The following is a 13,149-nucleotide window of genomic DNA, read 5'->3' as shown; positions in this document are numbered from 1 at the left end:
CCCGTCCGTCCCGTGTCCTGCCCAGGGCACGAACCCGATCGGCATGGCACGCCCGCACAACTTCGGCCAGACCCCCTGGCCGCGAGCCCGGGGGTGGCCGACCCCGGGAACGCAGGCCCTCCCCCGGCAGGGGGAGGGCCTGCGGCCCACCTGTCTCGCCGTCACCGCGTACGGCCACCACCTCCCCACACTCCGACCCACCTACGTCACCGATCCCACCCACCCCTCCTACACCCGTGATCAATCCGCAACCAATTCCGGTCTTGACCGAGACCCAACAAATGAGGGTGTGAATACGCTCAGGCACATGGCCGACTCCAGTGCATCCGCGGGACCCGCGACCCCTGCCCCCTCCGACCGCCCCGTCTACGTGATCGGCGGCGGACCCGGCGGACTGGCCGTCGCGCACGCGTTGCGGGTCCAGGGGGTGCGGGCGGTGGTGCTGGAGAAGTCGGACGCGGTCGGCGCGTCCTGGCGGCGGCACTACGACCGGCTGCACCTGCACACGACCCGGCGGCTGTCGGGACTGCCCGGCCTGCCCATGCCGCGCCGCTTCGGCCGGTGGGTGTCGCGGGACAACGTGGTGCGGTACCTGGAGAAGTACGCCGAGGTGCAGCAGCTGGAGATCGTGACGGGCGTCGAGGTGTCCCGGGTCGAGCGCACCCCGGACGGCACCGGCTGGCTGCTGCACGCCACCGGCGGCCGCGAGCTGACCGGCGGCGCGGTCGTCGTCGCCACCGGCTACAACCACACGCCCCACATCCCCGACTGGCCCGGCCGGGACTCGTACGGGGGCGAGCTGGTGCACGCCGCCGAGTACCGCAACCCGAAGCCCTACGCCGGCCGGGACGTCCTCGTCGTCGGCATCGGCAACACCGGCGCCGAGATCGCCGTCGACCTCGTCGAGGGCGGGGCGGCGCGCGTAAGGCTCGCGGTACGGACGGCCCCGCACATCGTGCGCCGGACGACCGCCGGGTGGGCGGCCCAGTACACGGCCGTCCTCGTACGACGGCTGCCGGTCGCCCTCGTGGACCGGCTCGCCAAGCCGATGGCGAAGCTCAGCGTGCCGGACCTGTCGGCGCACGGCCTGGCCCGGCCCGACACCGGCCTCTACTCCCGCGTGCGCGAGGGCTCCATCCCCGTGCAGGACGTCGGCCTCATCGACGCCGTGCGCAAGGGGAAGGTCGAGATCGTCGGCCCGGTCGAGGGGTTCGAGGACGGCAAGGTCGTCCTCGGCGACGGCACCCGCGTCGAGGTCGACGCCGTGATCGCCGCCACCGGCTACCGGCGCGCCCTGGAAGGCCTCGTCGGACACCTCGACGTGCTCGACGGACGCGGCAAGCCCGTCGTGCACGGCGCCCGCACCCCCGAGAACGCCACCGGCCTGTACTTCACCGGCTTCACCAACCCCATCAGCGGCATGTTCCGCGAACTCGCCCTCGACGCCGAGAAGATCGCCAAGGCGGTCGCGAAGACCGGCGGGGTCGCCACCCTCGACGCGATCACCGTACGGATCCGCACCGAACGCTGACCGACCGACGGCCGTCGGCGTGAAGACGGCCGTCGGTGGGCAGACGGCCGTCGTCACCCCGGCAGCCGTCGCCACCCCGGCAGCCGTCTGCGCACCGACGGCCGCCCGTCGCACCGACCGGATCGTCACTCATGGACGAACCCGGCCACAGGTCTGACCGCCGCCCCGCGTGGGTACAACCTCCTTACTGCCGCGTAACTTTGCTCGCACACCCATTCCTGACACAGCGTCAGTTCAGTAGTCTGAAATCTGACGTGTCGTCAGAAACGTGTACGTCGCCACGTCACTGAATTGGCTGTCACACAGGAGCGGGCGGACCGATGCTTGGATCAACCCACGGCACCCTCACCACCGACTCCCGCCGGGCCCGGGCCATCGCGTGCGGCGAACACCCCGCACAGGCCGTGCACGGCAGGCCCGCCGAGGCCGGCGACCTGGACGTCAGCGGACGCCCGCTGCACGCCGACGTCCCCGACCTGGACCGTTTCTTCCGCCCGGAGTCCGTCGCCGTCATCGGCGCCTCGGACACGGAGGGCCGGCCGAACAGCGGGATCACCCGGCAGTTGCTCGCCTGGTCCGAACGCGTCGGCGCCCGGTTCCACCCCGTGCACCCCACCCGCGAGTCGGTCTTCGGCATCCCCTGCGCGCCTTCCGTCGCCGCCCTGCCCGAACAGGTCGATCTCGCCGCGCTGCTCGTCTCCGACCCCCTTCCCGTGATCGGCGAACTGGCCGAGGCCAAAGTGAAGTTCGCCGTCGCCTTCGCCTCCGGTTTCGCCGAGACCGGCGCGGAGGGTGCCGCCGTCCAGGAACGGCTGGCCGCCGCCGTGGCCCGAGCCGACGGGCTGCGGCTGCTCGGCCCCAACACCAACCTCAACGCCTTCGAGCGCTTCCGCGACGACCTCGACGGCCCGGCGATCGCACTGATCACCCAGTCCGGCCACCAGGGCCGCCCCGTCTTCTCCCTCCAGGAACTCGGTATCCGCCTCTCCCACTGGGCCCCCACCGGCAACGAGGCCGACCTGGAGACCGCCGACTTCATCTCCTACTTCGCCGAACGCCCCGAGGTCGGCGCCATCGCCGCCTACGTCGAGGGCCTCAAGGACGGCCGCGCCTTCCTTCTCGCCGCCGACCGGGCCGCCCGGCGCGGTGTCCCCGTCGTCGCCGTCAAGGTCGGCCGCACCGAGACAGGGGCCCGCACCGCCGCCTCCCACACCGGCAAGCTCACCGGCGCGGACGCGGTGGTCGACGCGGCGATGCGGCAGTACGGAGTGATCCGCGTCGACGGGCTCGACGAACTCCAGGACACGGCCACCCTGTTGGCGCGGGCCCGGCGCGCGCGCATCCCGGGGTCATCGGCCCCGGGGGCAGCCACACCCACCCCAACCGCGCCGAGGCCGGCCGTGCCGAGGCCCGAAGGCGTCGTCGTCTATTCGATCTCGGGCGGCACGGGCGCGCACTTCGCCGACCTGGCCACCGAGGCCGGACTGCCCCTCCCCACGCTCTCCGAGGCCAAGCAGGCCGAGCTGCACCAGTGGATCCCCGACTATCTGAGCGTGGCCAACCCCGTCGACAACGGCGGCCATCCCGTGGGCGACTGGCGCGGCCCCCGCATCCTCGACGCGATCCTCGACGACCCTGCCGTGGGGGTGCTGATCTGCCCCATCACCGGCCCCTTCCCTCCCATGAGCGACAAGCTCGCCCAGGACCTGGTGGCCGCGGCGGAGCGGACGGACAAACTGGTGTGCGTGGTGTGGGGATCGCCGGTGGGCACCGAGGCCGCCTACCGCGAGACGCTGCTCGGGTCCTCCAGGGTGGCGACCTTCCGCACCTTCGCCAACTGCATCACGGCCGTCCGCGCCCACCTCGACCACTCCCGCTTCACCGCCGCCTACCGCTCCCCCTTCGACGAGGCGCCCCGCTCCACCTCGCCCTCCTTCCGCAAGGCGCAGGCACTGATGCGGCCGGGGCAGCAGCTGAGCGAGCACGCGGCCAAGCAGTTGCTGCGCGCGTACGGCATCCGCGTGCCGCGCGAGCAGTTGGTGACCAGTGCGGCGGCGGCCGTACGCGCGGCGAGTCTCGTCGGCTACCCGGTGGTGATGAAGGCGTCCGGCGCGAGCATCGCCCACAAGACGGAGCTCGGCCTGGTGAAGATCGGCCTGACCTCCGCGAGCCAGATCCGCGACGCCTATCGCGAACTCACCGACATCGCCCGCTACGAGGACGTGTCCCTCGACGGGGTGCTGGTGTGCCAGATGGTCGAACGGGGAGTGGAGATGGTCGTGGGCGTGACCCACGACGACCTCTTCGGGCCCACGGTCACGGTGGGCCTCGGCGGCGTCCTCGTGGAGGTGCTCCGCGACTCCGCCGTGCGGGTGCCGCCCTTCGGCGAGGACCAGGCCCACGCCATGCTCACCGAGCTGCGCGGGCGGGCCCTGCTGGACGGGGTGCGCGGGGCTCCCCCGGCCGACGTGGACGCCCTCGTGGAGGTCGTGCTCCGCGTGCAGCGCATGGCGCTCGAACTCGGGGACCAGATAGCGGAGCTGGACATCAACCCGTTGATGGTGCTGCCGAGGGGGCAGGGGGCGGTGGCCCTGGACGCGCTGGCGGTGTGCCGCTGAGCGCCGACGCACCCGGACGGCGCCCCGCACACCCAGGAGAACCATCACTCCCCGTAAGAATCGGAGCACCCACATGTCCGTTTCCCCCCTTCAACATCCCGAAAAATCCCGTGACTCATTGATACTGCACGCCACTGACAACGCCGTCTCGTGGATCACCCTCAACCGCCCCGAGGCGATGAACGCCATAGCCCCTGAGCAGCGAGAACGCCTCATCCAACTCCTCTCCGAGGCCTCCGCGGACCCCGCCGTGCGCGCGGTGGTGATCACGGGCACCGGTCGCGGATTCTGCGCGGGCGCGGACCTACGGGGGACGGCGACCGGCGGCGGATCCACGGCGGGAGTCGGGTCCACGTCGGGAGACGGCTCCACGTCGGGAGTCGGGCCCACGGGAGGCGGACCCACTGGAGGAGACGGGACGCGGGTGGCCGGTGACGTGGCGCGCGTGATCCGCCTCGGCGCCCAGCGCCTCATCGCGGCCGTACTGGACTGCGAGAAGCCGGTGATCGCGGCGGTGAACGGCACCGCCGCCGGCCTCGGCGCGCACCTCGCCCTCGCCTGCGACCTCGTCCTCGCGGCCGAAGGCGCCCGCTTCATCGAGGTGTTCGTACGCCGCGGCCTCGTCCCCGACGGCGGCGGGGCGTACCTCCTCCCCCGCCTCGTCGGCCCCCAGCGGGCGAAGGAGCTGATGTTCTTCGGCGACGCCCTGCCCGCCGCCGACGCTCATCGTCTCGGCCTCGTCAACCGTGTCGTGCCCGCCGAGGACCTGGAGAAGACGGCCCGCGAGTGGGCCGAACGCCTCGCCGCCGGCCCCACCCGCGCCATCGCCCTGACCAAACACCTGGTCAACACCTCCCTCGACACCGACCGCGCCACCGCCTTCGGCGCCGAGGCCACGGCCCAGGAGATCAACATGACGACGGCGGACGCCCAGGAGGGCGTGACGAGCTTCGTGGAGCGACGGAACCCTCACTACGAGGGCCGCTGACGACCACTGAAGAACCGTGACGGGCCTTCACTTCTGATGCTCCGTCAGTTTCAATGGTCGACGTGATGGGACACGCGGGAATGGCAGCCGCCGCCGTCCGCTACCTGAGAGCGGACCCGGCGAACAGGAGCCGCGGCAAGAGCGCCGCCCGGCCGGTCGTCGAGGCTCTGCCCCGCCCCGAACTGCGCTGCGTCGGCGAGCACGAGCGGGCACCGGTCGACCAGGCCGAGTTCCGGCGCGTCCTCGGGAACTTCGCGACGGGGGTCACGGTGATCACGGCCCCGGGAGCCCCGGAAACCCCGTCGGCCTCGGGAACCCTGGTGACACCGGCCCCGGCCCCCGCCCCGGCCGGCTTCGCCTGCCAGTCCTTCTCGGCGCTGTCCCTCGACCCGCCGCTCGTCGTCTTCATGGTCGGCCGTACGTCGACGACCTGGCCCCGGATCGCCCGCGCGGGTGTCTTCTGCGTGAACGTACTCGGCGCGGATCAGGGCGAGTTGTGCCGACGCTTCGCGGTGAGCGGCGCGGACAAGTTCGCCGGCGTCGCCCACACCCCGGCCCCCGCCACGGGCGCCCCCCGCCTCACCGACGCCCCCGCCTGGATCGACTGCACGATCCACGCCGTCCACCCCGGCGGCGACCACCTGATCGTGGTGGGCCGGGTGGAGGCGCTGGGCGCGGACGCCGACGCGATGTCACCGCTGCTGTTCCACAGGGGACGCTTCGGGGAGCTCAGGGCCTGAGGAAAGGCGGGCGCCACTCCTTCCGGGTGCACGCCACGAACCATGACCTCCTTCGAGCCACTCGACCGCGCAGGCTGAGGCGTCCCCCTGCCGCCCGACCCCGGCAACTCAGGCCACCGCCGCCCCCACCCTCCCCACCGGCCCGCGCCGTATCACCAGCGCCATCAGTGCCGCCGCCGCGCACAGCGCGCCCGAGGCGTACCAGACCACGTCGTAGGTGCCGAAGACGTCGCGGGCGAGGCCGCCGAGGAAGGCGACGAGGGCGGCGCCGACCTGGTGGGAGGCGAGGACCCAGCCGAAGACGATGGCACTGTCCTGCCCGTAGTGCTCGCGGCACAGCGCCATGGTGGGCGGGACCGTGGCGACCCAGTCGAGGCCGTAGAAGACGATGAAGAAGATCATCGGGAGATGGACCGTCGGCGCCAGCAGGATCGGGAGGAAGAGGAGCGAGACGCCCCGGAACGCGTAGTACACCGCCAGCAGTCGCCGTGCGTCGAAGCGGTCCGTGAACCAGCCCGAGGCGATCGTGCCGAGGACGTCGAAGACCCCGATGACCGCCAGCAGCGAGGCCGCCGCCGTGATCGGCATGCCGTGGTCGTGGGCGGCGGGCACGAAGTGGGTCTGGATGAGCCCGTTGGTCGAGGCGCCGCAGATCGCGAACGTACCCGCCAGCAGCCAGAACGGCTTCGTCCGCACCGCCGAGAACAGCACCCTCACCGCCCGCCGCGCCGCCCCCTGCACCGGCCCCGGCTTCGGCACGAACTCCTTCGCCCCGTACGGCTTCAGCCCCACGTCCGCCGGGTGGTCGCGCAACAGCAGCCAGACGAAGGGCACGACGGCCAGCGCGGCGAGCGCCACGGTGACGGAGGCGGGCCGCCAGCCTCGCTCGGAGACGATCCACGACAGCAGCGGCAGGAAGATCAGCTGCCCGGACGCCGAGGCCGCGGTCAGGATGCCCGAGACCAGACCACGCCGTTCGGTGAACCAGCGGTCGGTGACGGTCGCCGCGAACGCCAGCGCCATCGAACCGGAACCCAGCCCCACCAGCAGCCCCCAGCAGAGCATCAACTGCCAGGCCGAGGTCATCCACACCGTCGCACCGGCGCCGACCGCGATCACCGTCAACGCCACCGCGACGACCCGGCGGATGCCGAAGCGGTCCATCAGCGCGGCGGCGAAGGGGGCCGTCAGGCCGTACAGCGCCAGATTGATCGAGACCGCCGACGCGATCGTGCCCCGCGACCAGTCGAACTCCGTGTGCAACGGATCTATCAGCAGACCCGGCAGCGAACGGAAGGCCGCCGCACCGATGATCGTCACGAAGGTGACAGCGGCGACGAACCAGGCGCGGTGCATACGGACCCGGCCGGCACCGCCACCGACGGCACCGCCACCGCCACCGCCGATGTGGGCGTCGGCAGCGTCGCAGGGGCGGGAGTCGGCGGCGGCGTCGTCGGCTGTCTGGGTCATGCCGTCAAGCTTCCGACCTGCGGTCATCCCGGACGAGTGGCCGAAGGGACAGTGTTCGCTAGGATCGGGCCATGACCGCCGTCCCGCCGGCCGAGCACGCCCTCACCCCCGAGCACGCCCTCAGCCCCGAGCACACCCCTCCTGCCGGGCGCACCCCCGCAGCCGCCGGTCGGCCCTCCGCCCGGCACCGCGTCGTGGTGCTCGCCCTCGACGGCCTGCTCCCCTTCGAACTCGGCATCCCGCAGCGCATCTTCGGCAAGGCACGGGACGCGGCGGGACGACCGTTCTACGAGATCGTCACCTGCTCGATCCGGCCGCCCGGCCCGGTGGAGACGGACGCCGACTTCGCGATCCTCGTCCCGAACGGCCCGGAGGCCCTCGCCACCGCCGACACGGTCGTCGTGCCCGCCTCGTACGAACTCGGCCCGGTCCACGAGGAGGGCGTCCTCACCCCCGAACTGGCCGCCGCCGTCGCCCACATCCGCCCCGGCACCCGGCTGGTGTCCATCTGCACCGGCGGCTACGTCCTGGCCGCGGCCGGTTTCCTCGACGGTCGCCCGGCGACCACGCACTGGCACCACGCCGAACACTTCCAGCGGCTCTTCCCGAAGGTACGGGTCGACGCGGACGTCCTCTTCGTCGACGACGGTGACGTCCTCACCTCCGCGGGCGTCGCGGCCGGAATCGACCTGTGCCTGCATCTCGTACGACGCGACCACGGCACCGGCGTCGCCAACGACGTGGCCCGGCGCACGGTCGTACCGCCGCACCGGGACGGCGGGCAGGCCCAGTACATCCGGCGGCCACTGCCCGAGCCGAAGACGGCGACCACGACCGCCGCCCGCGCGTGGGCCCTCGGGCGGCTCCACGAACCGATCCAGCTGCGGGACATGGCCGCACAGGACTCCATGTCGGTCCGCACGTTCACCCGCCGCTTCCGCGAGGAGGTCGGCGTCAGCCCCGGCCAGTGGCTCACCCGGCAACGCGTCGAACGCGCCCGCCACCTCCTGGAGTCCACCGACCTCACCATCGACCAGGTCGCCCACGACGCGGGCTTCGGTACGGCCCAGTCCATGCGGCAGCACCTACAGGCGGTGCTGGGGGTGACCCCGACGGCGTACCGACGGACGTTCCGCTCCGCCGGGGCAGCCGGGCCTGTCGGGACCACCGGGGCGGCCGAAGGCCCCGGGCCCACCGGAGGCACCGAGGCACCGGGGCCGCTCAGAACGTGAGCACCGCCCGTGCCACCCGCCCCTCCCCCGCGTCCTGAGCCGCCTTCGCGAAGTCCTCCACGGGATAGGTGGCCGTGACCAGCTCGTCGAGGAGCAGTCGTCCCTCCCGGTACAGGTCGGCGTAGAGGGCGATGTCCCGCTGCGGTCGCGACGATCCGTAGCGACATCCGAGGATCGACTTGTCCAGGTAGAGGGAGGAGACGAGGAAGGAGGCCTCGGCGGTCGCGGCCGGCACTCCGAGGAGGACCGCCTGCCCGTGTCGGTCCAGCAGGTCGACGGCCTGGCGGATGAGGTCGACCCGGCCGACGCACTCGAACGCGTGGTCGGCGCCGGTGGGGAGGATGTCCCGCACCCCGTCCACGGACGACAGGAAGTGCGTGGCCCCGAACCGCCGCGCCACCGCCTCCTTCTCCGGGTTGGCGTCCACGGCGACGATCCGCGTGGCTCCCGCGATCCGCGCGCCCTGCACCACGTTGAGCCCGATCCCCCCGGCTCCGATGACGACGACGGCGTCCCCCCGGTCGACACGGGCCCGGTTGAGCACCGCGCCCACCCCGGTCAGCACTCCGCACCCGATCAGCGCGGCGGAGGTCAGCGGGATGTCCTCCGGTATCCGTACGGCCTGCACGGCCTTGACCACCGTCTGCTCCGCGAAGGCCGAGTTCGCGGCGAACTGGAACACCTCCCGCCCGCCCCGCGAGAACGGCCGCGTGGGCCGCCCGATCGCCCGTCGGCACATGGTCGGCCGTCCCCGGTCGCAGTCGGCGCAGGCCCCGCAGTTGGCGAGGGTGGACAGGGCGACGTGGTCCCCGGGCCTGACATGCCGGACCCCCGCCCCCACCTCCGCGACGACCCCCGCTCCCTCATGCCCGAGCACCACGGGAACGGGGAACGGAATGGTCCCGTCCACCACTGACAGATCGCTGTGGCAGAGCCCGGCGGCCGCGATCGCCACCCTCACCTCGCCGGGCCCCGGATCGCGCACGGTCAGGTCGTCGACGACCTCGGCGCGCTTCCCGTCGAACACCACTCCGCGCATGGCCTCCACCCCTCAGCGTCTCAGCCTCTCGGCTCCCTCGGCAGACCGAGCACCCGCTCGGCGATGATCGTGCGCTGCACCTCGTCCGAACCGCCGTAGACGGTGTCGGCCCGGCTGAACAGAAACAGCTGCTGGAACGGGTCCAGTTCGTACGGCTCGGCCGCCGACCACTCCCGCTGTCCGACGGCCGCCTTCGCGCCCCGCACCTCCATCGCCAGCTCTCCGAGCCGCCGATGCCACCGCCCCCACAGCAACTTGGCCACACTCGGCGCACCCGGCTCCGCGCCGCTCTCCGCCCCGCCGAGCGTGCGCAGGGCGTTCCACCGCATGGTCTTCAACTCGGCCCACTGGCGTACGAGGTGATCACGTACGACGGCGTCGTCCACCGCCCCGCTGTCCACGGCGGCCCGTACGACGTCGGCCAACTCCTGCTCGAACCCGATCTGTTGGGCGAGGGTCGACACCCCGCGTTCGAAGCCGAGCAGCCCCATGGCCACCCGCCAGCCGTTCCCCTCTCCCCCGACGACATGCTCCGCGCGGGCGTGCGCCCCGTCGAAGAACACCTCGTTGAACTCGCTCGTCCCGGTCATCTGCCGGATGGGCCGCACCTCGATCCGCCCCGGCTGGTCCATGGGCACGAGCAGCAACGACAGCCCGTGGTGGCGCTCGGAGCCCGCCTCGGTACGGGCCAGTACGAAGCACCAGTCGGCTTCGTGGGCGAGCGAGGTCCAGATCTTCTGTCCGGTGATCCGGTACGACCCGTCCCCGGCCCGTTCCGCCTTCGTCCGCACCCCGGCGAGGTCGGACCCTGCGCCGGGCTCGCTGTACCCCTGGCACCAGAGTTCGTCGCCGCGCGCGATCGCCGGCAGGAACCGCCGCTTCTGCTCCTCGCTCCCGAACGCGATGAGGGTGGGCGCGAGCAGCTTCTCCCCGATGTGCCCGGAGCGGGCGGGTACGTCGGCCCGCGCGTACTCCTCGGCCCACACCACCTGCTGGACGAGCGTGGCCGTGCGGTTCCCGTACCCGCCCTCGCTCCAGCCGAGCCCGATCCACCCGGCGGCGCCGAGCGTCCGCTCCCAGGCACGCCGGTCCTCCCGCACCCCGGCGTGCGCCCCCAACCACGCCCTCACTTCCGCCCGGAACGCCTCGTCCTCGTCACTGAACCCGAAGTCCATGCCGCCTCCAAGATGACCGCCGCCGTGATGGTGGTGCGTTGTCGGGGGGTACGGGTGCGTCGTCGAGCGCGGGTGCGTTGTGGTTGCTCGCGCGGTTCCCCGCGCGCCTGAAGACTCTGGGCGCCACCCATGCTGTTCAGGGGCGCGGGGAACTGCGCGAGAAGCCCCACCGGACCCGCACCCGCCGACGCACCCCCACCCCACCCCCTCACGCGTTCGGCCGCTCCCCAGCCGCCGCCGCCCGCGCCATCCCCTCCACCCGCTCCAGCATCGGCATCGGATCCACCCCCACCGCCCCCGGCAGAAACTCCGCGATCCTCTCCGGGGTCCAGCCCTCTTCGGCATACGCGGCACGCAGCTCCCGCGGCTGCGCCCAGACCGCGATCTTCGGCCCGGCGACCGTGTACACCTGCCCGGTGATTCCCGCCTCCCGAGCCCGCTCGGAGAGCAGGTACACCACGAACGCGGCCACCTCCTCCGGCTCACCGATCTCGGTCAGCTCCATCGGCACGCCCGCCGACATCCGTGTACGCGCGACCGGCGCCACCGCGTTCGCGGTCACCCCGTACCGGTGCAGGCCGAGCGCCGCGCTGCGCACCAGCGAGATGATCCCGCCCTTGGCCGCGCTGTAGTTGGCCTGCGACACGGACCCCTGGTGGTTGCCGCTGGTGAACCCGATCAGGGTCCCGGCCCGTTGCTTGCGCATGACGGCGGACGCGGCCCGGAACACCGTGAACGTGCCCTTGAGGTGCGTGGCGATGACCGGATCCCACTCCTCCTCGGCCATGTTGAACAGCATCCGCTCGCGCAGGATCCCGGCGACGCACACGACCCCGTCGACGCGTCCGTACGCCTCCACCGCCGTGTCCACGACCCGCTGCCCGCCGGCCATCGTGGAGATGTCGTCGGCGACGGCGATCGCCTCGCCCCCGGCCGCCTCGATCTCCTTGACGACGGTCTCGGCGACGGAGCTGGTGGGTTCGGAGCCGTCGACGGAGACGCCGTAGTCGTTGACGACGACCCGAGCGCCCTCGGCGGCGGCGCCGAGGGCGACCGCCCGGCCGATCCCCCGCCCCGCTCCGGTGACGGCGACGACCTTGCCTGCCAAGAAGTTTCCCACCCCGGCCCCTTCCCCTCATCGCGGTTTCTGACGGACCGTTAGATTTGCTCGCACGGCGATTCTACGACCCGTCAGATACGCCACCACAAGCCCTCGGGGAGGCCCGATGTCATCGCCCACGGAGTTCGCGGCGTTCACGGAGATCGCCAAGCGCGTGAACAACTGGGGCCGTTGGGGGGCCGACGACGAGATCGGCACCCTCAACCTGATCACCGACGAGGTCGTGCGGGAGGCGGCCGCCTCGGTCCGTTCCGGTCGCCGCGTCCCGCTCGCGCTGCCTCTCCAACAGGACGGCGTACAGACGGGGATGATGCCGGGCCGGGTGAACCCGCTGCACGCGATGGTGCAGATCAACCAGGAGATCTTCGGTCCGGGCACGGTCGCGTGCAGCGACGACGCGGTGACCATGGGGCTCCAGGCGGCGACCCACTGGGACGCGCTCACCCATGTCTCGCACTCGGGCCGGATCTACAACGGCCGCCCCGCGGACACGATCACCCCGCACGGCGGCGCGGCCTTCGCCGGGATCGACAAGGCGCGGCACATCGTCTCGCGCGGGGTCCTGCTGGACGTTCCGCGTGCCCTGGGCCTCGGCGACGACCGGCTGCCCGGTGGCCACGCCGTCACCCCCGAAGACCTGGACGCGGCAGAGGAGTTGGCGGGCACCCGGGTCCGCGCGGGCGACATCGTCCTGGTCCGCACCGGACAGATCCGGACCTACCTCGCCGGGGACAAGCACGCGTACGCGTTCCCGTCGCCGGGGCTGTCGCTCCGTACCCCCGAGTGGTTCCACGCGCGCGATGTGGCGGCGGTCGCCAATGACACCCTGACGTTCGAGATCTTCCCGCCGGAGGTCGAGGACCTGTGGCTGCCGGTGCACGCGCTCGACCTGGTCGAGATGGGCATGCCGCAGGGCCAGAACTGGAACCTGGAAGAGTTGTCCACAGCCTGTGGACAAGTTGGGCGGTACGACTTCCTGCTGTCGGCGATGCCGGAGCCGTTCGTCGGGGCGACAGGCACGCCGGTGGCCCCGATCGCCATCCTGTAGGGCTGCCGCCGCCCTGCGGGGCCACACCCCCAGGCCTCCACAGTCGGCCGGCGGCGCGCCGCTGCCCGCCCCGAGCACGGCACCGCGCGCCGCCATCCGGCTTCGGCCACCCGTCCTTGCCCCAGGGCCCTGCGGGGAGCCGGCGCCGCATCACGACCCACGCTCGTCGAGGGCCTCCGGCACCGGGA

General features: G+C 72.4%; 10 protein-coding genes. 6 read left to right on the top strand and 4 right to left on the bottom strand.

Annotation, left to right across the window (positions count from 1 at the left end; translation table 11 throughout):
* The first annotated feature begins 307 nt into the window (after window positions 1-307).
* From K1J60_RS24825 to K1J60_RS24810, 4 genes are all read left to right on the top strand, one after another.
* Window positions 308-1,531, top strand: a complete 1,224-nt coding sequence (locus K1J60_RS24825; protein ID WP_220648109.1) for a flavin-containing monooxygenase — start codon at window positions 308-310, stop codon at window positions 1,529-1,531.
* Between the two features lie 320 nt (window positions 1,532-1,851).
* Window positions 1,852-4,149, top strand: a complete 2,298-nt coding sequence (locus tag K1J60_RS24820; protein WP_220648108.1) for an acetate--CoA ligase family protein — start codon at window positions 1,852-1,854, stop codon at window positions 4,147-4,149.
* 73 nt (window positions 4,150-4,222) lie between these two features.
* Complete coding sequence (locus K1J60_RS24815) at window positions 4,223-5,137, top strand: enoyl-CoA hydratase/isomerase family protein (RefSeq protein ID WP_220648107.1); 915 nt, start codon at window positions 4,223-4,225, stop codon at window positions 5,135-5,137.
* Window positions 5,138-5,202: 65 nt separating this feature from the next.
* Window positions 5,203-5,877: a flavin reductase family protein gene (locus K1J60_RS24810; RefSeq protein WP_259407899.1), complete on the top strand. Its 675-nt coding sequence runs from the start codon at window positions 5,203-5,205 to the stop codon at window positions 5,875-5,877.
* Window positions 5,878-5,985: 108 nt separating this feature from the next.
* Here the strand turns inward: K1J60_RS24810 and K1J60_RS24805 are convergent, their stop codons facing one another.
* A complete protein-coding gene (locus K1J60_RS24805) occupies window positions 5,986-7,233 on the bottom strand; it encodes an MFS transporter (protein ID WP_259408309.1) in 1,248 nt (415 codons plus the stop codon).
* A gap of 185 nt (window positions 7,234-7,418) precedes the next feature.
* Here K1J60_RS24805 and K1J60_RS24800 point away from each other — a divergent pair, with 185 nt between their 5' ends.
* Window positions 7,419-8,579, top strand: a complete 1,161-nt coding sequence (locus K1J60_RS24800; protein ID WP_259407898.1) for a GlxA family transcriptional regulator — start codon at window positions 7,419-7,421, stop codon at window positions 8,577-8,579.
* On the opposite strand, the gene K1J60_RS24795 is transcribed toward K1J60_RS24800, so the two are convergent.
* From K1J60_RS24795 to K1J60_RS24785, 3 genes are all read right to left on the bottom strand, one after another.
* Complete coding sequence (locus tag K1J60_RS24795) at window positions 8,569-9,618, bottom strand: Zn-dependent alcohol dehydrogenase (protein WP_220648105.1); 1,050 nt, start codon at window positions 9,616-9,618, stop codon at window positions 8,569-8,571. The genes K1J60_RS24800 and K1J60_RS24795 overlap by 11 nt on opposite strands.
* A 20-nt stretch (window positions 9,619-9,638) precedes the next feature.
* Window positions 9,639-10,793 carry an acyl-CoA dehydrogenase family protein gene (locus tag K1J60_RS24790; protein ID WP_220648104.1) on the bottom strand — a complete coding sequence of 385 codons (1,155 nt, stop codon included), beginning with the start codon at window positions 10,791-10,793 and terminating at the stop codon, window positions 9,639-9,641.
* A 208-nt stretch (window positions 10,794-11,001) separates the two neighbouring features.
* On the bottom strand, window positions 11,002-11,913 hold the full coding sequence (locus K1J60_RS24785; protein ID WP_220648103.1) for an SDR family NAD(P)-dependent oxidoreductase: 912 nt from the start codon (window positions 11,911-11,913) through the stop codon (window positions 11,002-11,004).
* A 106-nt stretch (window positions 11,914-12,019) separates the two neighbouring features.
* Between K1J60_RS24785 and K1J60_RS24780 the strand changes: the two genes are divergently transcribed.
* Window positions 12,020-12,961: a cyclase family protein gene (locus tag K1J60_RS24780; protein ID WP_220648102.1), complete on the top strand. Its 942-nt coding sequence runs from the start codon at window positions 12,020-12,022 to the stop codon at window positions 12,959-12,961.
* Window positions 12,962-13,149: the final 188 nt, after the last annotated feature.

The organism is Streptomyces akebiae (assembly GCF_019599145.1).
GTDB classification, from domain to species: Bacteria; Actinomycetota; Actinomycetes; order Streptomycetales; family Streptomycetaceae; genus Streptomyces; species Streptomyces akebiae.
Note: the sequence above shows the minus strand (reverse complement) of the source record. Positions and strands in the feature narration are given on the sequence as shown.